Annotated in this window: 18 protein-coding genes and 2 pseudogenes; 7 read left to right on the top strand and 13 right to left on the bottom strand. The window is 74.1% G+C overall.

All coding sequences use genetic code 11. The features are described 5' to 3' along the window. The first annotated feature begins 25 nt into the window (after window positions 1–25). From ACIQ9G_RS32660 to ACIQ9G_RS32645, 4 genes are read left to right on the top strand one after another with little or no spacing between them, the layout of a single operon-like run. The gene (locus tag ACIQ9G_RS32660; RefSeq protein WP_403616913.1) at window positions 26–1,099 is read left to right on the top strand and encodes an ABC transporter permease; all 1,074 of its coding nucleotides are present in this window, start codon (window positions 26–28) and stop codon (window positions 1,097–1,099) included. After that, on the top strand, window positions 1,096–2,013 hold the full coding sequence (locus ACIQ9G_RS32655; RefSeq protein WP_403616910.1) for an ABC transporter permease: 918 nt from the start codon (window positions 1,096–1,098) through the stop codon (window positions 2,011–2,013). The genes ACIQ9G_RS32660 and ACIQ9G_RS32655 overlap by 4 nt, the downstream gene beginning before the upstream one ends. Then, a complete protein-coding gene (locus tag ACIQ9G_RS32650; RefSeq protein WP_403616908.1) occupies window positions 2,010–3,284 on the top strand; it encodes an ABC transporter ATP-binding protein in 1,275 nt (424 codons plus the stop codon). Before ACIQ9G_RS32655 ends, ACIQ9G_RS32650 begins: the two co-directional genes overlap by 4 nt. Continuing rightward, window positions 3,281–4,285, top strand: a complete 1,005-nt coding sequence (locus tag ACIQ9G_RS32645; RefSeq protein WP_403616905.1) for an ABC transporter ATP-binding protein — start codon at window positions 3,281–3,283, stop codon at window positions 4,283–4,285. Before ACIQ9G_RS32650 ends, ACIQ9G_RS32645 begins: the two co-directional genes overlap by 4 nt. Before the next feature lie 44 nt (window positions 4,286–4,329). Here ACIQ9G_RS32645 and ACIQ9G_RS32640 read toward each other — a convergent pair whose 3' ends face one another. The 9 genes from ACIQ9G_RS32640 to rimP all read right to left on the bottom strand — a co-directional run bounded on the left by ACIQ9G_RS32640 (window position 4,330) and on the right by rimP (window position 17,159). After that, on the bottom strand, window positions 4,330–5,286 hold the full coding sequence (locus ACIQ9G_RS32640) for a bifunctional riboflavin kinase/FAD synthetase (protein ID WP_403616902.1): 957 nt from the start codon (window positions 5,284–5,286) through the stop codon (window positions 4,330–4,332). A gap of 133 nt (window positions 5,287–5,419) precedes the next feature. Further along, window positions 5,420–9,781 (bottom strand): serine protease, encoded by a 4,362-nt coding sequence (locus ACIQ9G_RS32635; RefSeq protein WP_403616899.1) that lies wholly within the window; start codon window positions 9,779–9,781, stop codon window positions 5,420–5,422. 250 nt (window positions 9,782–10,031) lie between these two features. Continuing rightward, window positions 10,032–10,937, bottom strand: a complete 906-nt coding sequence (truB, locus tag ACIQ9G_RS32630; RefSeq protein WP_403616897.1) for a tRNA pseudouridine(55) synthase TruB — start codon at window positions 10,935–10,937, stop codon at window positions 10,032–10,034. Beyond that, a complete protein-coding gene (gene rbfA / locus ACIQ9G_RS32625) occupies window positions 10,934–11,386 on the bottom strand; it encodes a 30S ribosome-binding factor RbfA (protein ID WP_402440356.1) in 453 nt (150 codons plus the stop codon). Before rbfA ends, truB begins: the two co-directional genes overlap by 4 nt. A gap of 82 nt (window positions 11,387–11,468) precedes the next feature. Next, on the bottom strand, window positions 11,469–11,762 hold the full coding sequence (locus ACIQ9G_RS32620) for a DUF503 domain-containing protein (RefSeq protein WP_189880714.1): 294 nt from the start codon (window positions 11,760–11,762) through the stop codon (window positions 11,469–11,471). A 235-nt stretch (window positions 11,763–11,997) separates the two neighbouring features. Beyond that, complete coding sequence (gene infB / locus ACIQ9G_RS32615) at window positions 11,998–15,057, bottom strand: translation initiation factor IF-2 (protein ID WP_403616892.1); 3,060 nt, start codon at window positions 15,055–15,057, stop codon at window positions 11,998–12,000. A gap of 198 nt (window positions 15,058–15,255) precedes the next feature. Continuing rightward, window positions 15,256–15,537 (bottom strand): YlxR family protein, encoded by a 282-nt coding sequence (locus tag ACIQ9G_RS32610; RefSeq protein ID WP_403616890.1) that lies wholly within the window; start codon window positions 15,535–15,537, stop codon window positions 15,256–15,258. A 135-nt stretch (window positions 15,538–15,672) separates the two neighbouring features. Then, complete coding sequence (gene nusA, locus ACIQ9G_RS32605) at window positions 15,673–16,659, bottom strand: transcription termination factor NusA (RefSeq protein ID WP_402440348.1); 987 nt, start codon at window positions 16,657–16,659, stop codon at window positions 15,673–15,675. A 2-nt stretch (window positions 16,660–16,661) separates the two neighbouring features. After that, window positions 16,662–17,159: a ribosome maturation factor RimP gene (gene rimP / locus ACIQ9G_RS32600; RefSeq protein ID WP_403616886.1), complete on the bottom strand. Its 498-nt coding sequence runs from the start codon at window positions 17,157–17,159 to the stop codon at window positions 16,662–16,664. A gap of 206 nt (window positions 17,160–17,365) precedes the next feature. Here rimP and ACIQ9G_RS32595 point away from each other — a divergent pair, with 206 nt between their 5' ends. The 3 genes from ACIQ9G_RS32595 (at window position 17,366) to ACIQ9G_RS32585 (ending at window position 19,506) form a co-directional block, all read left to right on the top strand. Beyond that, entirely contained in the window at window positions 17,366–17,965 is a 600-nt protein-coding gene (locus ACIQ9G_RS32595) for a hypothetical protein (RefSeq protein ID WP_403616883.1), read from the top strand. 31 nt (window positions 17,966–17,996) lie between these two features. Beyond that, window positions 17,997–18,461 (top strand): ferritin-like domain-containing protein, encoded by a 465-nt coding sequence (locus ACIQ9G_RS32590; protein WP_403616881.1) that lies wholly within the window; start codon window positions 17,997–17,999, stop codon window positions 18,459–18,461. A gap of 112 nt (window positions 18,462–18,573) precedes the next feature. Next, entirely contained in the window at window positions 18,574–19,506 is a 933-nt protein-coding gene (locus ACIQ9G_RS32585; protein ID WP_403616878.1) for an aminoglycoside phosphotransferase family protein, read from the top strand. A gap of 189 nt (window positions 19,507–19,695) precedes the next feature. Here the strand turns inward: ACIQ9G_RS32585 and ACIQ9G_RS32580 are convergent, their stop codons facing one another. The 4 genes and pseudogenes from ACIQ9G_RS32580 to ACIQ9G_RS32565 all read right to left on the bottom strand — a co-directional run. After that, a complete protein-coding gene (locus tag ACIQ9G_RS32580; RefSeq protein ID WP_403616875.1) occupies window positions 19,696–21,402 on the bottom strand; it encodes a proline--tRNA ligase in 1,707 nt (568 codons plus the stop codon). A gap of 104 nt (window positions 21,403–21,506) precedes the next feature. Beyond that, entirely contained in the window at window positions 21,507–22,076 is a 570-nt protein-coding gene (locus tag ACIQ9G_RS32575; RefSeq protein WP_403616872.1) for a GNAT family N-acetyltransferase, read from the bottom strand. Window positions 22,077–22,130: 54 nt separating this feature from the next. Next, window positions 22,131–22,980: pseudogene (locus tag ACIQ9G_RS32570) on the bottom strand (GNAT family N-acetyltransferase). 130 nt (window positions 22,981–23,110) lie between these two features. Beyond that, window positions 23,111–23,264 (bottom strand): annotated as a pseudogene (locus tag ACIQ9G_RS32565) (4-hydroxy-3-methylbut-2-en-1-yl diphosphate synthase); the annotation flags it as partial.

The following is a 23,264-nucleotide window of genomic DNA, read 5'->3' as shown; positions in this document are numbered from 1 at the left end:
CGGGCCGGAGGACGAGTGAGGTCAGATGACCGCTGAAGCGACACCCGCGCTGGTCGAGCCCGGCGCCGCCGACCCGGGGAAGGCCGGGCCGGCGGCGGGCCGCGGACCGCGGGCGCGCACCACCACCGCCTATCTGCGGTACGTGGCGGGCAAGCTGGCCGGCGCGGCCGTCTCGCTGCTCGCCGTGCTGGTCACCAGCTTCTTCCTCTTCCGGCTGATCCCGGGCGACCCGGTGAAGTTCATGACCGGCGGCCGGCCGGTCTCGGCGGAGCAGATCGCCGTCTACCGGCGTGAGTTCGGCCTCGATCTGCCGATGTGGCGGCAGTTCACGGGCTACTGCGGCAAGGCGCTGACCGGGGACCTGGGGACCTCGTACCAGTTCCGGGCCCCCGTCATCGACAAAATCACCGAGGCGCTGCCGAACACTCTGCTGCTCACCGGCACGGCCTTCGTCCTCTACACGGCGCTCGGTGTCCTCCTCGGCACCCGTTCGGCCTGGCGCAACGGCCGGCTCGGCGACCGCCTGAACACCGGTCTGGCGCTGACCCTCTACTCCATCCCGTCGTTCTGGCTGGGGCTGCTCCTCATCATCGTGCTGTCCGTCGGGGTGGGCCCGGTCCCGGGCCTGTTCCCGACCGGCGGCATGGAGTCGGGCGGCGAGGAGGGCTTCGCGTACGTGCTCGACGTCGCCCACCATCTCGTCCTGCCGGTGCTCACCCTGGTGGCGGTGGAGTACGGGCAGACCTTGCTGGTCACCCGGTCGGCGCTGCTGGACGAGATGGGCAGCGACTATCTGACCACCGCGCGCGCCAAGGGGCTGCGGGACGACCTGGTGCGCCGCCGGCACGCGGTGCCGAACGCGCTGCTGCCGACCGTGACGCTGATCTTCGTCAATCTCGGCCGGACCGTCGCCGGGGTGATCCTGGTCGAGACCGTGTTCTCCTGGCCGGGTCTGGGCGGGCTGTTCTACCAGGCGCTCAGCGTGCCGGACCTGCCGCTGGTGCAGGGGCTGTTCTTCGTGTTCGCCTCCGCGGTGATCGTGATGAACACCCTGGCCGACCTCCTGTATCCGCTGCTCGATCCCAGGGTGGGCCGATGACCGCCGAGACCGCCACGACCACCCCGGGCCCGCGCGCCCTGGCCCGGCAGCGCCGCCGCGCCTCGGCCGCCCGCTTCTGGCGGCAGTACCGCACCCACCGCGCGGGCGTGTTCGGGCTCGCCGCGCTCCTGCTGTTAGCGCTGGTCGCGCTGACCGCGCCGTGGACGGTCGGATCGGACGTGCAGAGTGTGACGGACGCGCCCGGCCGGCCGTTGGAGAGTCCGAGTGCGCGGTTCCCGCTGGGCACCGACCAGTTCGGGCGCGGTCTGCTCGGCCTGGTGATCTGGGGCTCGCGGGTGTCGCTGCTGGTCGGGCTGCTCGCGGCGGTGCTGTCGGTGGCGATCGGGGCGCTCATCGGGATCACCGCCGGGCACTTCCGCGGCTGGTACGCGACCGTGATGATGCGGATCACCGACTGGTTCCTGGTGATGCCGACGCTGGTGCTCGCCATCGCGCTGGCGACCGTGCTGTCCCGTTCGCTCGGCACGATCGTGCTGGCGATCGGGGTGACCACCTGGCCGACGACCGCCCGGCTGGTGCGGGCGCAGACGCTGGCGGTGGAGTCACGGCCGTACATCGAGCGCGCGAAGGCGCTGGGCGGCGGGCACGGGCACATCATGGCCCGCCATGTGCTGCCCAACGTCATGCCGCTGGTGCTCGCCCAGACCACACTGATCATCTCCTCCGCGATCCTCGCCGAGGCCACGCTCGCGTTCCTCGGGCTCGGCGATCCGACCGTCGTCTCCTGGGGCGGGCTGCTGCAGGACGCCCGGGAGGCGGGCGCGGTCAGTTCGGGCGACTGGTGGTACCTGGTGCCGCCGGGCATCGCCATCGCGGCCGTCGCGCTGGCGTTCACCCTGTGCGGGCGCGCGGTCGAGTCCGTCCTCAACCCCAGGCTGGGGGTGTCCCGTTGAGCCTGCTCGACGTCAGGAACCTGGCGGTCACCTATCCGGGCGGGGCCGCCGCGGTGCGCGGGGTGGACCTGCGGCTCGCCGCGGGCGAGAAGCTCGGCATCGCGGGTGAGTCCGGGTGCGGCAAGTCCACGCTGGCACTGGCGCTGCTGCGGCTGCTGCCTGCGGCCACCCGGGTCACCGGGGAGATCCTGCTCGACGGCGAGGACGTACTGACGATGAAGTGGGGCCGGGTGCGCGCGGTGCGCTGGGCCGGGGCCTCCATCGTCTTCCAGGGCGCGATGCACTCCCTCAACCCCGTGCACCGCGTCGGCGACCAGATCGCCGAGCCGATCCTGCTGCACCGCGGGGCGAGCCCGGCGGGCGCGAGGAGGAAGGCCGGTGAGCTGCTGGAGCAGGTGGGCCTGCCGGCGGCGCGCGGGAGCGCGTACCCGCACGAGCTGTCCGGCGGGCAGCGGCAGCGCGTGATGATCGCCATGGCGCTGGCCTGCGACCCGCGGCTGATCGTCGCCGACGAGCCCACCACGGCCCTCGACGTGATGATCCAGGCCCAGATCCTCCGTCTGATCGAACGGCTGGTCAGCGAGCAGGACCTGGGTCTGATCATGATCAGCCACGATCTGGCCGTGCTGGCGGACACCTGCGACCGGCTCGCGGTGATGTACGCGGGCCGGGTGGTCGAGGAGGGCCCGGCCCGGCAGGTGCACGAGGACGCCCGGCACCCCTACGGCAGGGCCCTGTCGGAGGCCTTCCCGCGGATCGGCGACCCGGCGTCGCGCTTCGCGCCCCGCGGTCTGCCGGGCGACCCGCCGGACCCGTCCGCGCTGCCGTCCGGCTGCGCCTTCCATCCCCGCTGCCCCGCCGCCCTGGACGTCTGCGCCACCCAGGACCAGGCCCTGCGGGCGGCGGGAGCGGGGCGCCGGGCGGCCTGCGTACACGTGACGCCCGGCACGGGCGAGTCCGGGGCGGGGGCGGTCACGGGCCGCGGCGCGGGGGCGGTCACGGGCGAACCCGGCGCGGGTGCGGCCGCAGGCGGATCCGGTGCGGGTGTGATCGCGGGCGGCTCCGGCGCGGACGCGGTCGCAGACGGCTCCAGCGCGGGTGCGGTCGCAAACGGATCCAGCGCGGGCGCGGTCGCGGGCGAACCCGGGGTGGGGGCGGTCGCGGAAGCGGGCGCGGGACCGGGGGGAGGCGCGGGCGCGCGAGCGGGCTCGGGCGCGGAGGACGAGCCGGAAGCGGGCGCTGATGCCGAAGTGAGGAGCAGTACGCCATGACCACTCCATCGCTGCTGAGCGTCCAGGGCCTGCACATCACTTTTCCGGGGCGGCACGGGGCGCCGCCCGCGCGCGCCGTGGACGGCGTGGATCTCGACATCCGGCCCGGCGAGATCGTGGCGCTGGTCGGCGAGTCGGGCTGCGGCAAGACCACGCTGGCGCGCTCGCTCCTCGGGCTGGTCCCGCCGACCGCGGGGCGCGTCACCTTCGACGGGGCGCCGCTCGCCCTCTCCGCCCGCGCCCTCAAGGCGTACCGCAAACGGGTGCAGCTGGTGCTCCAGGACCCGAGCGGCTCGCTCAACCCGCGGCACACGGTGTACGACGCCGTGGCCGAGGGCCTGCGCGTCCACGGGTACGGCGGTGACGAGCGGGCGGCGGTCGCCGAGGCGCTCTCCCGGGCCGGACTGCGGCCGCCCGAGCGCTTCTTCCTGCGCTACCCGCACGAGCTGTCCGGCGGGCAGCGGCAGCGGGTGGTCATCGCGGGCGCCCTGGTCCTCGAACCCGAACTCGTCGTGGCCGACGAGCCGGTGGCCTCCCTGGACGCCTCGGTGCGGGGTGAGATCCTCGCCCTGCTGCTGCGGCTGCGCGCCGAACTCGGCCTGTCCGCGCTGGTGGTGACCCATGACCTGGGGCTCGCCTGGAACATCGCCGACCGGGTGGCGGTGATGTACCTCGGCCGGATCGTGGAGACCGGCGAGGTGGAACAGGTCCTGACGGCTCCCCGGCACCCCTACACCCAGGCGCTCCTGTCGGTGCTGCCCGAGGCCCCGGGCGACCCGGTCGTCCTCACCGGCGAGCCCCCTGACCCCTCCCGCATCCCCTCCGGCTGCCGCTTCCACGCGCGCTGCCAGGTCCTGGCGAGCGGGGAGGCCGCCCGCGCGGGGGTCGCGGACGCGTGCCGCGGCCAGGACCCGGACGTCCTGACCGGCTCCGGCGAGGCGCAGGTGGCCTGCCACTGGGCCCATGCGCGGACACCGGCGCCCCTGCCTCAGGCTCGCTGAAACAGGGGCTGAAGGCTTGGCGACGCAGGGGCTGGGACGGGTTTCTAGGCCTGCTGCTCGTCCGTGGCGATGATCTCGCGGCACTTCTTGACGTCCTCGGCCATGGTGTCGAGGAGGGCGTCCAGGGACTCGAAGCGGGCCTGGCCACGGACGTAGGCCAGGAAGTCGACGGCGACGTGCAGGCCGTAGAGGTCGAGGCCGACACGGTCGATGGCGTACGCCTCCACCGTGCGCTCGGTGCCGTCGAACTGCGGGTTCGTGCCCACGGAGATCGCGGCGGGCATCGCCTCGCCCTGGGCGTGCAGATAACCCGCGTACACCCCGTCGGCGGGGATCGCGGTGTGCGGGAGCGTCTCCACGTTGGCCGTGGGGAAGCCCAGCTCGCGGCCGCGCTGGGCGCCGCGCACGACCACGCCCTCCACCCGGTGCGGGCGCCCCAGGATCTCGCGGGCGCCCCGCACGTCGCCCTCGGCGACCAGGCGCCGGGTCAGGGTCGAGGAGAAGGGCTCGCCGCCGCCCGCCTCACCGGTGACGTACAGGTTGACGACCTCGACCTCGAAGTCGTAGATCCCGCCCTGCTCGACGAGGTACTCCACGTTGCCCGCCGCCTTGTGGCCGAAGCGGAAGTTCGGGCCCTCGACGACCGCCTTGGCGTGCAGCTTGTCGACCAGCACCTTCACCACGAAGTCGGCCGGGGACAGCTTCGAGAACTCGGTGGTGAACGGCAGGATGAGCACCGCGTCCACCCCCAGCTCGGCCATGAGTTCGGCGCGCCGGTGGTGGGGGGCCAGCAGCGGCGGGTGGCTGCCGGGGCGGACCACCTCGCTGGGGTGCGGGTCGAAGGTGACGACCACACACGGGATGCCGAGCTCGCGGGCCCGTTCCACGGCGTGCCGGATGATCAGCTGGTGCCCGCGGTGGACTCCGTCGTAGGAGCCGATGGTGACGACGCTGCGCCCCCAGTCCTGGGGGATGTCCTCCAAGCCACGCCAGCGCTGCACTGTGACCGCTCCTCGTCGAACCCGTGTCCGTCTTGCCTAGGTTGCCTGTCCGCAGGTCTAAGGGTGCCATGTCCCGCGTCCCCGGCCCGCACCGGCATGGTGGCTGTGACGGGGCGCACGTGTCCGTACACCGTCATACGGGGACGCCGGTGCCCGCCAGGTTCTCGATCGTGCGGCGGGCGCTGGGTCCCACCAGCGCGGCCCAGTCCTGCGGCACCTCGGTCAGCCAGCCAGCCATGCGCGCCGCGAACCCGGGGACGTGGCGGCTCACCTCCACCAGGCCGCGGTCGAACACGGTCGCGCCCTCGGGGGTGCGGCCGAGGAGCAGTCCGGTGCGGTGGACGAGGGCGCGGAGGTCCTCCTCGGCGGTGGGCGCGGCGGCGTGCAGCACCGCGTCCAGGACGGCGGGCTCCCGCTCGTGGGCCAGCAGGAAGTCGAGCAGTTCCCGGCGCAGGGGGCGGGAGGCCGGGGCGCCGGGGGTGGCGAGGACGGCCGCCAGGGCCGCCCGCAGCCGTTCCGGACCGCCGTCCAGGAGGCCCGTGACCAGGGGGAAAAGCACCGCGCGGACGGCGGGACCGTGGTCGAGGCGCCGGTCGACGCAGGCCGCCACCTGGCCGGCGATCTCCGGCCGCCGCCCCGCCGTCTCGCGGAGCAGGCCGACGACCCGGAGGACGAGCGGGGGCGTCGTGACGCCGACCAGGGTGCGCAGCGCCTCGGGGGCGTCGGGCCCCCGGCGCAGACGGTCGCCGAAGGCGGTGAGGACCGCCTCGGGGTGGGTCGTCAGGGCGGGTGCCAGCGCGCTCGGCGGGAGGTGCGCGTCGCCCGCCGCGAAATACCCGAGCGCCTGCGGCAGGTGGCGGGAGCGGGTGTGCGGGTCACGGACGAGGAGGGCGAGCGCGGCGCCGTGCAGCGCGGTGTCGGTGGGGCGGGCGAGCAGGGCGAGCGCGGCGTGGCGCAGCGGCTCGCGATCGGCGTCGGCGCGCGCGTGCGGTGCGGCGCGCAGGCCGTGGGCGGCCGCCGCGGCGCGCCGGACGGGGCGTTCGTCGTGCGCCCAGCGCTCCACGGCCCGGCACAGCGCGGACGTCTCCTCCTCGGCGAGGACGGTCAGCAGTTCCTCGGCGCGCGGGTGCGCGGACGCGGCGAGGGCCTCGGTGAGGTCGTCCAGGGCGCGGTGGCGGTGCGTGTGCAGCAGCGCCTGCGCGGCCGTGGCCACGGTGGCGTGCGGCGTCGCGGGCAGCGGCCGCTCGTCGTCGAACCAGCGGGTCAGGTGCGGTTGTACGGCGGTGGGGTCGGCGGCGAGGAGCTGTGCGGCGGCGTCGAGGTAGCGCGGCGTGCCGCTGCCGTGCGGGGCGTCGTCGGCGAGCAGGAGGCGTCGCAGCAGGTCGCAGCGGTCGGCGTCGGGCAGGGGCAGCGCGGTCCAGAAGCCGGGGCCGAAGCCGCGCGGGACGGGCCGGCCGATCTCCCGCCAGGCCACGATCCGCTCGGCGAGCAGCCGCAGCACCCTGGCGTACGGGGTCGCGTCGGGGACGCGCAGCAGGACCCCGGCGAGCAGCCGGGAGGCCCACCAGGAGTGCGGGTCGTGGTCGAGGGCGCACAGCAACTCCTCCAGCCGGACCGCCAGTCGGGGGGCGCCGTGCTGGCGGGAGAGGAGGAGCAGGGCCTGGACGACGGGGCCGATGCGGTGGTGCGGGGCGGGCAGGGGGTGCGGGGCGCCGGGGGTGTGAGCGCGGTGCACCAGGACGCGCAGGGCCTCGTCCAGGTCGAGGTGCGTGCCCTGGATCCAGTCGGCGAGTTCCTCGTGCGCGAAGCGGTAGCCGCCGCCCGCGGGGACGAGGAGGCCCTCCGAGAGGACGGCGGACGCCCAGCCGGTGCCGCCGCCGAGACGGGCGGGGGCGGGGCCCCAGGGGAACACCTCCTCGAACGACGCCCGGTCCAGCTCGCCCTCGCCGGGGCCGAGGCAGCGGCGGGCGGCCTCGTGGACCTGGCCGGCGACCTTCGCGGCGAGGCGGCGGACGGAGGTGGCGGGGAGGGCGCGAGGGGTGCCCTTGCCGCGTGGTCCGAGGGGGTCGGTTCCGAGGGGGCCGGTTCCGAGCGGGCCGGGGCGTCCGCCCGCGCCGTTCTCGGCGGCCAGGCGGACGGCGATGCGCAGGCACATCAGGTCGAGGTGGGCGGAGAGGACGTCGTGGCGGTCGATGCGGGTGCCGTGGGCGGTCTGATGCGTCTCGGCGGTCTGATGCGTCTGACCGGTGTGGATGGTGCTGGTGGTGCGGGCGGTGCGGATGCTGTGCGCGGCGTCCGGCAGAGCGGCGCGGCTGGTGTGCGCGGCGTCCGGCAGAGCGGCGCGGATCTCCGAGAACAGCCGGAGGGTGAGGGGGTGGCGGGCGTCGGCGGCTTCCAGGACGCAGTCCGGAATGCCGTAGCGGGAGCGAGCCTCGCGGGCCTCGTCGGGGGTGAGGTCGCCCAGGCGCAGGCAGGACGGGAGGTGGCCGGGGGCCTCGGGGCCGGCCGGGGCGTGCAGCAGGTCCGCCGGGAACCGGGCGCCCGCGTCCTCCCAGTACTCCTCCCGGCACGCCACCACCAGGCGCGCCCCCGACTGCCGCAGCCAGCGCGCGGTTCCCTCGCTCCACTCGGACAGGCGGTGGGACAGGTCGAGGGGCATCTCCTCCGGACCGTCGAGGAGGAGCAGAAGGGGGCGGCCGCCGGCGCGGGCGAGGTGGGCGAGGCGCTCGGGGGTGAGGTCGGTGAGCTCGACCGGGAAGGGCGCCCGGGAGGCCGCGACGATCCGGGCCGCCCGGTCCAGCGCCCGGCGCGCCGCGTCGGCGACCGAGGTGTCGGCGCCCGCCAGGTCGGCGCCACGCAGCCACAGGGTGGGCGCCGGTTCGGCGCCGTGGGAGCGGCGGGCGGCGAGGGCCGCGAGTTCCGTCGTACGACCGCAACCAGGGGCGCCGACGAGGCCGAGAACCCTGGCCGGCCCCTCGGTGAACACGGCCAACTCCCGCACCACATCCGGGCGTTCCACCGGCACGGCCGCCCGCCCGGCCACCGGCACCACGACCGCCCGCCCGGTCACCGGCACTACGGCCGCCCGGACCTGCGGGGGCACCCCGGCGGGCCGCCCCGACTCCCCCGCCACGAGAGGCACCGCCCCGAGAGGCACCGCATCGCTCCGCCCGCCGGAGCCGACCGTGCCGAGATGCCCCTCGACCCACATGTGGCGCCCCGCACCCACGGAACCTTCAGGCGCCGCCCCGGCAGACTCTCCCGGCCCCGCCCACCGCACACGTGCCGCATCCCCGCACCCGGCGCGCACCGCCCCGACGGACCCGTCCAGCCCCACCCACCGCATACCGGTGAGATCCTGTCCCGCCCCCCTCGTCCCGCCCGGCCCCGCCGGGCCGGAGCCCGTGTCGTCCGCCGCCAGGTCCGGGGCGGCGGCCGAGCCGGAGACCGGGACGGCCTCGCCCAGCGGCCGGAGCGGGCCGTCCGGGCCGGTGCGTTCCGGGCCGCCCGGCCCGGAACGCACCACGCCATCAGGAGCCGCCTCCCGCCACGCGGCCTCCGCTTCCTGCCGGCCGGGAGGCGTGGTGGCCGTCGGGGGCCCGTCCTGGCCCACCGAGGTGGCGGTGAGTTCGAGGACGCCCGCCAGGTTCAGGTCGGCGCCGTACGCGGGGACCGTGGCGGCGTTGCGGGTGAGCAGCTCGGCGAGGGGGCCCTCGGTGGCGGGGCGCAGCGGCACCGCGAACCCGGCGTCCCGCTCGCCGGAGCGCAGCGCGGTGCCGAGCACGGCGACCACGGCGCCGGTCGCGGCGTCGAGCACCGGTCCCCCGGCCGCGCCGCCGCCGAGCCGGAGCGCGTCCCGTCCGGCGGTGCCGATCGCCAACTCCAGTGCCCCGTCGAGGAGATGGAAGCCGTCGATGGTGGTGTAGGTGGCGGGGGCCGGACCCAGTACCCGGGCCTCGCGCCAGCGGCCGGCGGCGATCCGGACGTAGGTGCCCGTCTCGACGCCGTCCCGCACGGTGACGGGGAGCGGCTCCACGTCCAGGCCCTCGGTGCGGACCAGGGCGAGGCCGAGACCGGGCAGGGGGACGATGTGATCCGCGGTCACCACGCAGGTCCGGTCGCCGCCGGGGGTGTGCAGGACGAGGCCGGACAGACCGTCGACGCTCTCGTGGCTGGTGATCACCGTGCCGTGGTGGTCGGCGGCGAAACCGGTGCCGCGGGGTCGTCCGGCGAGGTCGCGGATCCGTACCAGGCAGCGGTCCAGGAGACGGTCCCGGGCCTCCTGGGCCCGCTCCCGGGCCTCGTCCGCCTCACGATCCGCTTGCCCCGTCCGGGAGTCCCGATCGGCGTCCCCCGTCCGGGAGTCCGGATCGGCGTCCCCCGTCCGGGAGTCCGGATCGACGTCTCCCGTCCGGCGGCCCTGGTCGGGGTCCCGCCTCGGGACCTCCGGCGTGCGGCGGCCCGTCCCCCTCGCCCGCGGGCCACGTCCCGTCATGGTGGAACCTCCCGCCGTACCTCGTACCTCGTGCTCCGTGTCCGACGGTAGGCGCGCGATGATCAGCGGGGTAGATCACTTCGCGAACGCGCCCCCTCACGCTCCCTCGGTTCACTCCGAGCGCCCGCACGGTCGGGTGAATGGGCGGGGGCGGATGGATACACCCTAGAGGGGTGGGGGAACCGAGGGGGGACCGTGGAGCGGCGGCTGTGAAACCCGTGATCGCCGCTCCACGGGCGGAGCGACCGGATCAGCCGAAGACGGCCAGGCTCTTCGCCTTGCCCCGGTGCTCCTCGACGAGCGCGAGGAGACGGCCCTCGGGGTCGAAGACGGCCACGGGACCGGCGCCCGTGTACTCGTCGGGCATCTCCAGGCGCACGCCGTTGGTGAGCAGCCGGGCGCGCCGGGCGTCCACGTTCCACCGGGGGAAGGCGGCCGTGGCCGCCTCCGCGATCGGCATGACCGTCAGCTCCTGCTGGAGCTGGTCGAGCGTCTTGGCTGCGTCCAGCTTGTAGGGGCCCACGCGGGTGCGGCGCAGAGCGGTGAGGTGGCCGCCGACACCGAGGTCGGCGCCCAGGTCGCGGGCGAGGGCGCGGATGTAGGTGCCGGAGGAGCAGACCACCGAGACCACGAGGTCGAGCACGGGCGTGCCGTCCTCGGCGGCGGCGTCGCGGATGTCGTGGACGCGGAAGGAGGAGACGGTGACCGGCCGGGCCGGGATGTCGAACTCCTCGCCCTCCCGGGCCCGCTTGTACGACCGTACGCCGTCGATCTTGATGGCGCTGACCTTCGACGGCACCTGCATGATGTCGCCGGTCAGCTTGGCGATGCCGGTGTCGACGGCCTCGCGGGTCACAGCGGAGGCGTCGGCGGAGGAGGTGATCTCCCCCTCGGCGTCGTCCGTGACCGTGTTCTGCCCGAGCCGGATGGTGCCGAGGTACTCCTTCTCGGTCAGCGCGAGGTGGCCGAGGAGCTTGGTGGCCTTCTCCACGCCGAGGACGAGGACCCCGGTCGCCATCGGGTCGAGGGTGCCGGCGTGGCCGACGCGGCGGGTCCGGGCGATCCCGCGCATCTTGGCGACCACGTCGTGCGAAGTGAAGCCCGACGGCTTGTCGACGATGACGAGGCCGTCGGGCGGGGTGGGCTTGCTGGTCATTCTGCGGTGTCGTCCGTCTCGTCGGCGGAGCCGGGCTTCCGGTACGGGTCCGCCTCCCCGGCGAAGGACTTGCCCGTGGCGGTCTCGCGCACCTGCGCGTCGGAGGCGCGCGCCCTGTCGAGGAGGTCCTCGATGTTCCGGGCGGTGTCCGGCAGGGCGTCGGCGACGAAGGTGAGGGTGGGCGTGAACTTCACGCCGGCCGCGCGCCCGACCTCGGACCGAAGGACGCCCTTGGCGCTCTCCAGGCCGGCGGCCGCCGCGTCCCGCTCCTCCTCGTCCCCGTAGACCGTGTAGAAGACGGTCGCCTCCCGCAGGTCGCCCGTGACCCGGGTGTCCGTGATGGTGACGTGCGAGCCGAGCCGCGGGTCCTTGATCCCGCGCTGCAGCTTCTGGGCCACCACCTCTCGGATGAGGTCCGCCAGCCTTTTCGCCCGCGCGTTGTCGGCCACTGGTCCGTCTCCCGTTCTTTCTTCTTCTGCGTTCTGTGGTCTGGCGATGAAACGATCTCGACTCCTCCGGCGGACCGGCGGTCTAGTCGTCCTCGCCGTGGAAGCGCCGCCGGACGGACAGCAGCTCCACCTCGGGGCGGCCGGCGACCAGCCGCTCGCACCGGTCGAGTACGTCGGTGAGGTGCGCCGCGTCGCCGGAGACCGCCGCGAGTCCGATGACGACCCGCCGGTGGAGGTTCATGTGGTCCACCTCGGCCGCGCTCACCGCGTACTTGCGCTGAAGCTCGGCGACGATCGGGCGGACGACGGAGCGCTTCTCCTTCAGCGAGTGGACGTCGCCGAGGAGGAGGTCGAAGGACAGAGTCCCCACGTACATGTGTGTACCCGGTTCACCCGCCGGTACGGGGTCGATGGTCCTGCCGTCGGAATGGGCAGGGACATCAAGAACGGTACCGCGAACCCGGCCGGTGACTCGACGAGGTTTTCTCCCCCCGTCGGGCGCTCCGGACGGGCCCTGGCGGACCGATGCCGTGTCCGGGGGCGGCCCCCCGGACACGCCCGCGCCGGCCGGCGGGGAGCAAGCCCCGCCGGCCGGCGGCAGACCGCGGCCGTTACACTCGCGGCTTCTCGCGCATCTCGTACGTCGCGATGACGTCGTCGACCTTGATGTCGTTGAAGTTTCCGAGGTTGATACCACCCTCGAAGCCTTCGCGGATCTCGGTGACGTCGTCCTTGAAGCGACGCAGACCGGAGATGTTGAGGCTCTCCGCGACGACCTTGCCGTCGCGGATGAGGCGCGCCTTGGTGTTGCGCTTGACCTCGCCGGAGCGGATGAGAACACCCGCGATGTTGCCCAGCTTGGACGACTTGAAGACCTCGCGGATCTCCGCCGTACCGAGCTCGACCTCCTCGTACTCCGGCTTGAGCATGCCCTTGAGGGCCGCCTCGATCTCCTCGATCGCCTGGTAGATGACCGAGTAGTAGCGGACGTCCACGCCCTCGCGCTCGGCCATCTGCGCCGCGCGGCCGGCCGCGCGGACGTTGAAGCCGATGACGATGGCGTCCGAGCCCATGGCCAGGTCGATGTCCGACTCCGTGACCGCACCGACGCCGCGGTGCAGAACGCGGATGTCGACCTCTTCGCCGACGTCCAGCTGGAGCAGCGAGGCCTCGAGGGCCTCGACCGAACCGGAGGCGTCACCCTTGATGATCAGGTTCAGCTGCTGGACCTCGCCGGCCTTGAGCACCTTGTCCAGGTCCTCGAGGGAGACACGGCGCGTGCGCTTGGCGAAGGCGGCGTTGCGCTCACGGGCGGCACGCTTCTCGGCGATCTGACGGGCCGTACGGTCCTCGTCGACCACCAGGAAGTTGTCACCCGCGCCCGGGACGTTGGTCAGGCCGAGGACCTGGACCGGCGTCGACGGACCCGCCTCGGCGACGTTGTTGCCGGTGTCGTCGAGCATGGCGCGGACGCGACCGTAGGCGTCGCCCACGACCATCGTGTCGCCGACCCGCAGGGTGCCTCGCTGGACGAGGACCGTCGCCACGGCACCGCGGCCGCGGTCGAGACGGGACTCGATCGAGATGCCCTGCGCGTCCTGGTTCGGGTTGGCCCGCAGGTCGAGCGAGGCGTCCGCCGTGAGGACGACGGCCTCGAGGAGGCTGTCGATGTGCAGACCCTGCTTGGCGGAGATGTCGACGAACATGGTGTCGCCGCCGTACTCCTCGGCCACCAGGCCGTACTCGGTCAGCTGACCGCGCACCTTGGTCGGGTCGGCGCCCTCGACGTCGATCTTGTTGACCGCGACGACGATCGGGACCTCGGCGGCCTTGGCGTGGTTGAGCGCCTCGACCGTCTGCGGCATGACGCCGTCGTTGGCCGCGACGACCAGGATCGCGATGTCGGTCGACTTCGCACCACGGGCACGCATGGCGGTGAACGCCTCGTGACCCGGGGTGTCGATGAAGGTGATCTTGCGCTCTTCGGCGTTGACCTCGGTCGCGACCTGGTAGGCACCGATGTGCTGGGTGATGCCGCCGGCCTCGCCCGCGATGACGTTCGTCTTGCGGATGGCGTCGAGGAGGCGGGTCTTGCCGTGGTCGACGTGACCCATGACGGTGACGACCGGCGGACGGATCGCCAGGTCCTCCTCGTCGCCCTCGTCCTCGCCGAACTCGATGTCGAAGGACTCGAGCAGCTCGCGGTCCTCCTCCTCAGGGCTGACGATCTGAACCGTGTAGTTCATCTCGCCGGCGAGGAGGTGCAGCGTCTCGTCGGAGACCGACTGCGTGGCCGTGACCATCTCGCCGAGGTTCATCATGACCGCGACGAGGGACGCCGGGTTGGCGTTGATCTTCTCCGCGAAGTCGGTGAGCGACGCACCGCGCGACAGGCGAATGGTCTCGCCGTTGCCGCGAGGCAGCATCACGCCGCCGACCGACGGGGCCTGCATGGCCTCGTACTCCTGACGGCGCTGCCGCTTCGACTTGCGGCCGCGGCGCGCGGGACCACCGGGACGACCGAAGGCGCCCTGCGTGCCACCACGGCCACCCGGACCACCGGGACGACCGCCGAAGCCGGGACGGCCACCGCCGCCACCGGGACCACCCGGACGGCCGGCGAAACCGCCGCCACCGCCACCGGGACCGCCGGGACGGCCGGCGAAGCCACCGCCGCCACCACCGGGACGACCCGCGAAGCCGGGACGGCCACCGCCGCCACCACCGGGACGACCGCCGCCACCGGGACCACGGCCGCCGGGACCGCCGCCACCGGGACGCGGACCCGCGGCGGGACGCTGCGGCATCATGCCCGGGTTCGGACGCGGGCCGCCGGGACGCGGGGCACCGCCCTGCGGACGGGGCATGCCGCCCGGCGTCGGACGGGAACCGCCCGGAGCCTGCGGACGGGGACCGCCACCGGCCGCACCCTGCGGACGGGGGCCGCCCTGGCCGCCGCCCTGCGGACGCGGCGCGCCGGGCGCACCGGGACCGCCGGGACGCGGGGCGCCGCCCGGACGGGGCGCCTGCGGGCGCGCCATGCCGGTGGAGCCACCGGAGGTGAAGGGGTTGTTGCCCGGACGGGGACCGGCCGGACGGGAACCCGGACGGCCCTGGCCGCCGGGACGCGGGGCCTGACCGCCCGGACGGGGGGCGCCGGGACGCGCGCCCTGGCCGCCGCCCTGACCCTGACCCTGACCGGGGGCCGGACGGCCGCCGGGCTTGGGGGCGCCGGGACGGGCACCCGGACGCTGCGCCGGGGCGGCCGGAGCCGCCGGCGGTGCCGTGAACTCGGGCGCGGCCGGGGCCGGAGCCGCCGGGGCGGGACGCGGCGCGGGGCGCGGGCCCGGCGTCGGGCGCGGACCCGGGGCCGCCGGAGCCTCGGTCCGCTCGGCCGCGGCGGGCTTGGGCGCCGCCGGGCGCGGAGCGGCCGGACGGGCGGCCTGCGCCGGAGAGGGGGCGGCCGGCTTCGCCGGGGACGCCTTGCGGGTGGTGGACTTGCCGCCGCCGTTGCCCTGCTGGAGGGCATCGGTCAGCTTGCGTACTACGGGCGCCTCGATCGTCGAGGACGCCGATCGGACGAATTCACCGAGTTCCTGGAGCTTGGCCATGACGACCTTGCTCTCGACACCGAACTCCTTGGCGAGTTCGTAGACCCGGACCTTAGCCACTTCGCTCCTTTTAGGTCCGGGTTGCGGCCGGACCGTCGCTAGTTCATGGGCGTACTCATCGCGTACTCATCGAGTGCTCATCGCAATCTCGACCTGCTTTCGACTCGCGAGGTACCAGCCGCACGGGGTTCCGCGCGGACGTCTTCCTTGCCGTGTTGCCTGCCCGGCCCGACGGCCGAGCCGGCAGCGGGCTGCCTTTCAGCAACCTTGTGCCTGCTCGACGTACTGGCGCAACGCCATTACGTCGAGCGGTCCCGGGGCGCGCAGCGCCCGCGGAAACGCCCGGCGGCGTACTGCCTGGTCGAAACAGACCAGGACGGGGTGTACGTACGCACCCCGGCCGGGCAGCGTACCGCGAGGATCGGGGACGCATTCGCCCTCGACCGCCACGGTCCGCAACAGTTCGTTCTTGGCCGCTCGCTCCCGACACCCCACACAGGTGCGTTCAGGGCATACGCGGGCACGCGTCCGGCCAGACACTCCTCAGTCTACCTCCCCGCAGCAACCTCACCCCTTCGGGGTAAGGATCGAACATCGCTGCGTATGAACCTGTCGTGATCTGAGCGTCCTGCGGCCCGGATCCATTCCCCACTCCCGGGTGAACCCCGGGGAGCGTCAGTCGGCCGCCTGCTCGGTGTCCGGGCGGATGTCGATGCGCCATCCGGTGAGCCGGGCCGCGAGCCGGGCGTTCTGCCCTTCCTTGCCGATCGCCAGCGACAGCTGGTAGTCCGGCACCGTCACCCGGGCCGACCGGGTCGCCAGGTCGACGACCTCGACCTTGGAGACGCGGGCCGGGGACAGCGCGTTCGCGACCATCTCGGCCGGGTCGTCCGACCAGTCGACGATGTCGATCTTCTCGCCGTTCAGCTCGCCCATCACGTTGCGCACCCGGCCGCCCATGGGGCCGATGCAGGCGCCCTTGGCGTTCAGGCCCGCACGGGTGGACCGGACGGCGATCTTCGTGCGGTGACCGGCCTCGCGGGCGATCGCGGCGATCTCGACGGAGCCGTCGGCGATCTCCGGGACCTCCAGCGCGAAGAGCTTCTTCACCAGGTTGGGGTGGGTGCGGGAGAGCGTCACCGACGGCCCTCGCACGCCCTTGGCCACCCGGACCACGTAGCTGCGCAGCCGCATCCCGTGCGGGTAGGTCTCGCCCGGCACCTGCTCCTGCACCGGCAGGATGGCCTCCAGCTTGCCGATGTCGACCAGCACGTTCTTCGGGTCGCGGCCCTGCTGCACCACACCGGTGACGATGTCGCCCTCGCGGCCGGCGTACTCGCCGAGCGTCGCGTCGTCCTCGGCGTCGCGCAGCCGCTGCAGGATCACCTGCTTGGCGGTGGTGGCGGCGATACGGCCGAAGCCGGACGGGGTGTCGTCGAACTCCCGGGGCTCCTGACCCTCCTCGAGGTCCTCGGGGTCCTCCTTCGCCCACACGGTCACGTGCCCGGTCTGCCGGTCGAGCTCCACGCGCGCGTGGCGGCGGCTTCCCTCGGTGCGGTGGTAGGCGATGAGGAGGGCCGACTCGATCGCCTCGACCAGCAGGTCGAAGGAGATCTCCTTCTCCCGGACCAGGCCCCGCAGGGCGCTCATGTCGATGTCCACGGCTACGCCTCCTCTTCCTTCTTGTCCTTGCGGCTGAACTCGACCTGCACACGTGCCCGGTCCACGTCGGGGAAGGCAAGTCTGCGGGTGGTGGCCTTGCGGCCCTTCACTCCGGGCACTTCGAGGTCGAGGCCTTCGTCGTCGACCTGGAGAATCCTGGCCACCAGCTCGTCGCCCCCGGCCAGCTGGAACTTCACCAGCCGGCCCGTGGCACGCACGTAGTGCCGGTGTTCCGTGAGGAGGCGCTCCGCGCCCGGGGTGCCGACCTCGAGGGTGTACTCGCCCTCGCCCATCGCGTCCGTGTCGTCGAGCGTCGCCGAGAGCGCGCGGCTCACATCGGCGATCCGGTCCAGATCGGCCCCGCTGTCGGAGTCGACGACGACGCGCAGCACACGCTTGCGTCCTACGGAGTCCACGGCGATCTCTTCGAGATCCAGGCCCTGGGATGCGACGAGCGGTTCCAGCAGTTCCCGCAGCCTCTCGCTCTGGGTGGTGCTCATCCGGGTGACTCCTCGGCCGCGTGTGCTGTTGTGGGATGGTCGCGTGTCTGGTGAAAGGGTATCCGGTCCCAAGGGGTGTTGCCGTCCACCTGGTCAGGGGTGGTGCCGCTGATCGGTGCCCGGTGGGGGCGCGGGTACGGTGATCATGCGCGAGCCGCCTGCGCCGGCCCGCCGGTTCCCGTACGCACTCCCCGAGGACGTCTGCCGTGCCGTTCCCCTCAGCCTCGCGCGCCCTCCTCGGGCCGCGCAGAAGGAGTCTGCTCGCCTCCGCGGCGGGGGCCGCCCTGCTCGTGGGCTGCTCCGCCGGATCCGACGCGGCCGGCGACGGCCCGTCGTCGGCCGACCGGGCACGCGCGCGTGCCGCCCGGGACAGTCAGGCGCTGGTGGAGCGGTACGACGCCGTGATCGCCGCGCATCCGGCGCTGGCGGCGCGGCTGCGACCGCTGCGGGCGGAGGTGGCGGCCCACCGGGACGCCTTCGGCGGCGCCGCGACGGCGTCCCCGGGGGCCGAGGAGTCCCGCGCGGCGGCCGGGTCGCGGCCCACCGCCGGTGCCACGGCGGAGGGCGGGGACGTGGCGTCCTCCTCCGCCGCGCCGTCCGCCTCGGTGCCGGGCGCGACGGGCGTCCCGGGCGTGCCGGGCGACGCGAAGGAGGCGCTGGCGCAGCTCGCCGCCGCCGAGCGGTCGCTCGCGGACCGGCGGGCCCAGGCGCTGCTGCGGGTACCCGGGGAGCTGGCCCGGCTGCTGGCCTCGGTGGCGGCGGCCGGGGCGGCGCACGCCTATCTGCTGACCGAGGGCGACCGATGAGCGGGGCGACCCCGCCGACGGAGGATGACCGATGAGCGAGGCGAAGGAACAGCGCGTGCGGGCACTCCAGGCCGCGCTCGCCGCGGAGCACGCCGCCGTGTACGGCTACGGCGTCGTCGGCGGGCGGATCGGCGAGGGGCGGCGCGCGGAGGCGCGGGCGGCGTACGACGCCCACCGGGCGCGGCGGGACGCGCTCGCACGCGAGGTGCGGGACCTGGGCGGCCGTCCGGTGGCCGCGGCCGCCGCGTACGCGCTGCCGTTCGCGGTGCCGGACGCGCCGGCGGCGGCCCGGTTCGCCGCCGAACTGGAGGAACGCGTCGCCGCGGTGTACTCGGACCTGGTGCGGGCCACCGAGGGCGGGGGGCGGCGCGAGGCGGCCGGGGCGCTGCGGGAGGCGGCGGTCCGGGCGGTGCGCTGGCGCGGGGGGAGCGTAGCCTTCCCTGGTCTCGCCGAGCGGGCCGGCACCGCCACGGCATCGGCCGCGCCGACCGGGTGACACCGGCGGTGGAACGCGGGCTCACGGCTCGCTCACGGCGCAGGACGGGGACAGGAGGCGCCCTCGGCGCACGGTGACAGGGAACGCGGTCCACGAAGGGATTGACTCGCGCATGGCTTTCGAACCGCCGCAGCGTCTGGTGCGGGCACTCGGTGAGACGGCACCGGACGGTGACGACTGGCTGGAGAAGCTGCCCGAGCTGGCGCAGCAGGCCGTCGCGCAGCGCGAGTTGAGCGTCGAACGGGTGCAGGTGCCCGGGGGGCGCAGCAGCCTGGTCGTGCTGGTGCGCACGGTGGACGGGACGCCTGCCGTGCTCAAGCTGGCCCCGCCCCGGGCCCGTCCGGAGAGCGAGCGGGCGGCGCTGGCGTACTGGGGCGGGCGGGGTGCCGTACAGCTCCTGGAGCCCGGGCCGCCGTCCGGCTCCGGCGCGGAGGACGCCTCGGGCGCCGGGGGCGCGCTGCTCCTGGAGCGGCTGCATCCGGACGTGTCGGTGCGGTCGCTGCCGGAGGCCAAGGCGCTGCTGGAGGCGGCGGGCACGCTGCGGCGGCTGTGGATCGGGCCTCCGGGCCCGCATCCCTTCGAAACGGTCGCCGAGCGGACCGGTAGGCAGGCCCGGGCGATGCGCGCGAGCGCCGACGCGGACGCCGCCGTGGCGCCGCTGGTCGACGCGGCGCTCACGGCCCGCGAGGAACTGCTGGCCGCGCCGCCGGAGCACCTGCTGCTGCACGGCACCTTCCGGCAGAGCAAGGTTCTCGCCGGGGACCGGATGCCGTGGCTGGCGGTGGGCCCCGACCCGGTGGTCGGCGAGTGCGCCTTCGACCTGGCGCGGCTGGTGCGGGACCGGGTGGAGGACCTGATCGCCTCGCCGTCGGGCGCCGCGACGACCCGGCGGCGGATCAAGCGGCTCGCGGAGTCCCTGGAGGTGGACCAGGAGCGGCTGCGCGGCTGGACCCTGTTCCGCGCCGTGGAGTCCGGCGTCCGCGCGGGCCGCGTGGGCCGCCCCCAGGACGCCGAACTGCTGCTGGAGTTCGCGACCTGGCTGTGAGCCGCCGCCGGGCGGCGACCGCCCCGCGGTGCCGGGTCGGCGGACACGGCTCCGCAGGCGACCCACGGCGGGGCCGCCCGCCCCGCCCGCCCGGGGCGGGCCGTAGCGGACAGTCGGTCAGGACGGCCCGCGGCCCGGGCAGGGCACACCCCTCACGGCAGGCCGCTCACGACGTGGGCGGCAGGCGGGTCAGGACGCCGACGTGAGGCGGGTGATCGCTTCCTCGACGGACAGTTCCTCGCGCTCGCCGGTGCGGCGGTCCTTCAGTTCGACGACGCCCTCGGCCGCGCGTCGGCCGACGACCAGGATCTGGGGTACGCCGATGAGTTCGGCGTCCGTGAACTTCACGCCCGGGGAGACGCCGGCGCGGTCGTCGACCAGGACGCGGACACCGGCGGCGGCCAGCTTCTGCGAGACCTCGAGGGCCAGCTCGGTCTGGAGCGCCTTGCCCGCGGCGACCACGTGCACGTCGGCCGGGGCGACCTCCCGCGACCAGACCAGGCCCTTGTCGTCGGCGTGCTGCTCGGCGAGAGCCGCGACCGCGCGGGAGACGCCGATGCCGTAGGAGCCCATGGTGACCCGGACCGGCTTGCCGTTCTGGCCGAGGACGTCGAGCTTGAGGGCGTCGGTGTACTTGCGGCCCAGCTGGAAGATGTGGCCGATCTCGATGGCGCGGTCCAGCTTGAGGCCGGTGCCGCACTTCGGGCAGGGGTCGCCCTCCTGGACGACCACCACGTCGACGTACTCGCCGACCTCGAAGTCGCGGCCCACGACCACGTTCTTCGCGTGCGTGTGCTCCTTGTTGGCGCCCGTGATCCAGGCGGTGCCCGGCGCCACGCGCGGGTCGGCGATGTACCTGACCTTCTCCAGGCCCTGCGGGCCGACGTAGCCGCGGACCAGGTCGGGGCGGCCGGTGAAGTCCTCGGCGGTGACCAGCTCGACGGCGGCCGGGGCGAAGTGCGCCTCGACCTTGTCCATGTCGACCTCGCGGTCACCGGGCACGCCCACCGCGACGATCTCGCCGTCGACCTTGACCAGCAGGTTCTTCAGGGTGGCGGAGGCCGGGACACCGAGCGAGGCGGCCAGCGTCTCGATGGTGGGGGTGTCCGGGGTCGGGATGTCCTCGGCCGCGGGCACGCCGGAGGCGTCGACCGGCTTCAGCTCGTAGCCGACCGCCTCCGTGTTGGCGGCGAAGTCGCAGTTCGGGCAGTCCGCGAAGGTGTCCTCGCCGGCGCCGGCCGGGGCGAGGAACTCCTCGGACTTGGAACCGCCCATCGCGCCCGCGGTGGCCGCGCAGATCCGGTAGTCCAGGCCGAGGCGCTCGAAGATGCGCTGGTAGGCCTGGCGGTGCAGGGCGTAGGACTCGGCCAGGCCCTCGTCGGCGGTGTCGAAGGAGTAGGAGTCCTTCATGAGGAACTCGCGGCCGCGCAGGATGCCCGCGCGGGGCCGGGCCTCGTCGCGGAACTTCGACTGGATCTGGTAGAGGATCACCGGCAGGTCCTTGTAGGAGGACGCCTGGTCCTTCACCAGCAGGGTGAAGATCTCCTCGTGGGTGGGGCCGAGCAGGTAGTCGCCGCCCTTGCGGTCCTGCAGGCGGAACAGCTCGGGGCCGTACTCGTCCCAGCGGCCGGTCGCGTCGTAGGGCTCGCGCGGCAGGAGGGCGGGCAGCAGCACCTCCTGGGCGCCGATGGCGTCCATCTCCTCGCGGACGATCCGCTCCACGTTGGACAGGACCTTCTTGCCGAGCGGCAGCCAGCTCCAGATCCCGGCGGCGGTGCGGCGGACGTAGCCCGCGCGGACGAGCAGCTTGTGGCTGAGGACCTCGGCGTCCGCCGGGTCGTCGCGCAGCGTCTTCGCCATCAACTGGGACATGCGCTGGACCGGTGCGTTCGCCATGGTTCTCGTACTCCTGCCGATCGGGCCCCCGCTCGGGCGCGACCGGGAGCGGGGAAGGTGATGGCTAGGAGGTTAGCCGGGCTTGCCGTGCCGGTGGAAATCGGTTATCGGCGGCGCAACGGGAGCGGGGCGCCCATGACGGCGTAGGGCATCGGGGCGCTGGGGAACATCACCCGCCGGGCCAGGTCCTCGTAGCCCAGGGAGTGGTAGAGGCCGCGGGCCGGGCTGTCGGTGTCGATCGCGGAGAGGATCGAGCGGGGCTCGGTGGCGCTGTCGGTGATGGTGGTGATCAGGGTGCGGCCGATGCCGCGGTCCTGGTACGCCGGATGGACGTGCAGTTCGGTGATCACGAAGGAGCCGTCGAGCCAGTCGTCGTGACCGCGGGCCCGCAGATAGGGCTCGACGACGGTGGACCACCAGTGGGCGCGGTCGTTGGGCATCCCGTAGACGAAGCCGACGAGCCGTCCGTCGGGGGTGGTGGCGCCCAACGCTCGGGCCCCCGGATACGTCATGTGGCGCAGCACGATCTGGCGGCGTACGGAGATCTCGTCGGCGCCGAGTCCGAAGGCGACCGCCTGCACGGCGAGCGCCTCGTCGATGCGGGCCGGCAGGTCGAGGGGGCCGATCACGACGTCGTCGGGGCGGCGGTGTCCGTGACCGGGAATGTGGGACATGCCGGGGAGACTACAGGGCCCGCACCGGCCTCAGGACAGCACAGTTGCCCCGGACTAGAACAGAATGCTCATGAACGCGCCGACCTCCTGGAAGCCCACCCGCCGGTACGTCCGCCGCGCCACGGTGTTGAAGTCGTTGACGTAAAGGCTCACCACCGGGGCCACGTCGGCCAGCGCGTACCGCAGCACCGCCGCCATCCCGGGGGCCGCGAGGCCTCCCCCCCCGGTACTCCGGGGCCACCCACACGCCCTGGATCTGGCAGGCCTGGGGGGTCGCCGCACCGATCTCGGCCTTGAAGACGACCTTGCCGTGCTCGTCGAGGCGGGCGAAGGAACGGCCGGAGCCGACGAGTTCGGCGACCCGGGCCTGGTAGAGCAGGCCGCCGTCGCCGGCCAGCGGGGAGACTCCGACCTCCTCGGTGAACATCGCCACGCACGCCGGCATGATCGTCTCCATCTCGTCCTTGCGGATGCGGCGGACGTAGGGATCCGGGGCGACGTCGGAAGACAGGCGGTCGGTGACCATCAGCGGCTGGTGGGAGCGGATCTCGCGGGCCGGGCCCCAGGAGGGCTCCAGCAGCCGCCACAGTTCCGCGGTGGGCTCGGCGGGGCCGACGATCGAGGAGCAGCGGCGGCCGGCCCGCCGGGCCCGGTCGGCGAAGGCGCGGATCGCGCGGGGTGTGGCGCAGATGGGGACCAGGTTGGCGCCCGCGTAGCACAGGGACGTGAGCATCCCGTCCTCGTACCAGCCCCACATCTCGCCGCCGAGCCGCCACGGATCCAGCCCGGCGACCTGCACGCGGGACGACACGAAAGCGTTCACGACCGGCTCGCGGTCGAGGACGGCGAGCGCGGCGTCCAGGTCGCTCGGTTCGAGCACCCGTGAGGTGGTCTGGGTCAACACGTGCGGGGCCTCACGCTGGGGATTCGCTGGTCTCCGCACTGTACCTGCCGGCTCCGGGCGGCGCCGCCCCCTCGGGTGCCCCCCGGGGAGGGGGCCGTGGTGACGGCGGCGGGCGGGGTGAAGACCGTGGTCAGCCCGCGACGGAGACGGAGGGCTCGCCGGAGACGGCTCCGTCGGCCTCCATCCGCGCGGCCAGCTTCATGGCCTCCTCGATCAGGGTCTCCACGATCTTCGACTCCGGAACGGTCTTGATGACCTCGCCCTTGACGAAGATCTGCCCCTTG

It is taken from the genome of Streptomyces sp. NPDC096152 (assembly GCF_044763235.1).
GTDB lineage: Bacteria > Actinomycetota > Actinomycetes > Streptomycetales > Streptomycetaceae > Streptomyces.
The sequence above is the reverse complement of the archived record's forward strand: the minus strand, read 5'-3'. Positions and strand labels throughout refer to the sequence as shown.

What these genes read in the sequence shown, in the direction of transcription:
- ACIQ9G_RS32645 (WP_403616905.1), top strand. Translation starts at nt 3,281, where the DNA reads ATGACCACTCCATCGCTGCTGAGCGTCCAGGGCCTGCACATCACTTTT.
- rimP (WP_403616886.1), bottom strand. Translation starts at nt 17,159, where the DNA reads ATGAGCACCACCCAGAGCGAGAGGCTGCGGGAACTGCTGGAACCGCTC.
- truB (WP_403616897.1), bottom strand. Translation starts at nt 10,937, where the DNA reads ATGACCAGCAAGCCCACCCCGCCCGACGGCCTCGTCATCGTCGACAAG.
- ACIQ9G_RS32580 (WP_403616875.1), bottom strand. Translation starts at nt 21,402, where the DNA reads ATGGCGAACGCACCGGTCCAGCGCATGTCCCAGTTGATGGCGAAGACG.
- ACIQ9G_RS32655 (WP_403616910.1), top strand. Translation starts at nt 1,096, where the DNA reads ATGACCGCCGAGACCGCCACGACCACCCCGGGCCCGCGCGCCCTGGCC.
- ACIQ9G_RS32635 (WP_403616899.1), bottom strand. Translation starts at nt 9,781, where the DNA reads ATGACGGGACGTGGCCCGCGGGCGAGGGGGACGGGCCGCCGCACGCCG.
- ACIQ9G_RS32590 (WP_403616881.1), top strand. Translation starts at nt 17,997, where the DNA reads ATGAGCGAGGCGAAGGAACAGCGCGTGCGGGCACTCCAGGCCGCGCTC.
- ACIQ9G_RS32620 (WP_189880714.1), bottom strand. Translation starts at nt 11,762, where the DNA reads ATGTACGTGGGGACTCTGTCCTTCGACCTCCTCCTCGGCGACGTCCAC.
- ACIQ9G_RS32575 (WP_403616872.1), bottom strand. Translation starts at nt 22,076, where the DNA reads ATGTCCCACATTCCCGGTCACGGACACCGCCGCCCCGACGACGTCGTG.
- ACIQ9G_RS32585 (WP_403616878.1), top strand. Translation starts at nt 18,574, where the DNA reads ATGGCTTTCGAACCGCCGCAGCGTCTGGTGCGGGCACTCGGTGAGACG.
- ACIQ9G_RS32660 (WP_403616913.1), top strand. Translation starts at nt 26, where the DNA reads ATGACCGCTGAAGCGACACCCGCGCTGGTCGAGCCCGGCGCCGCCGAC.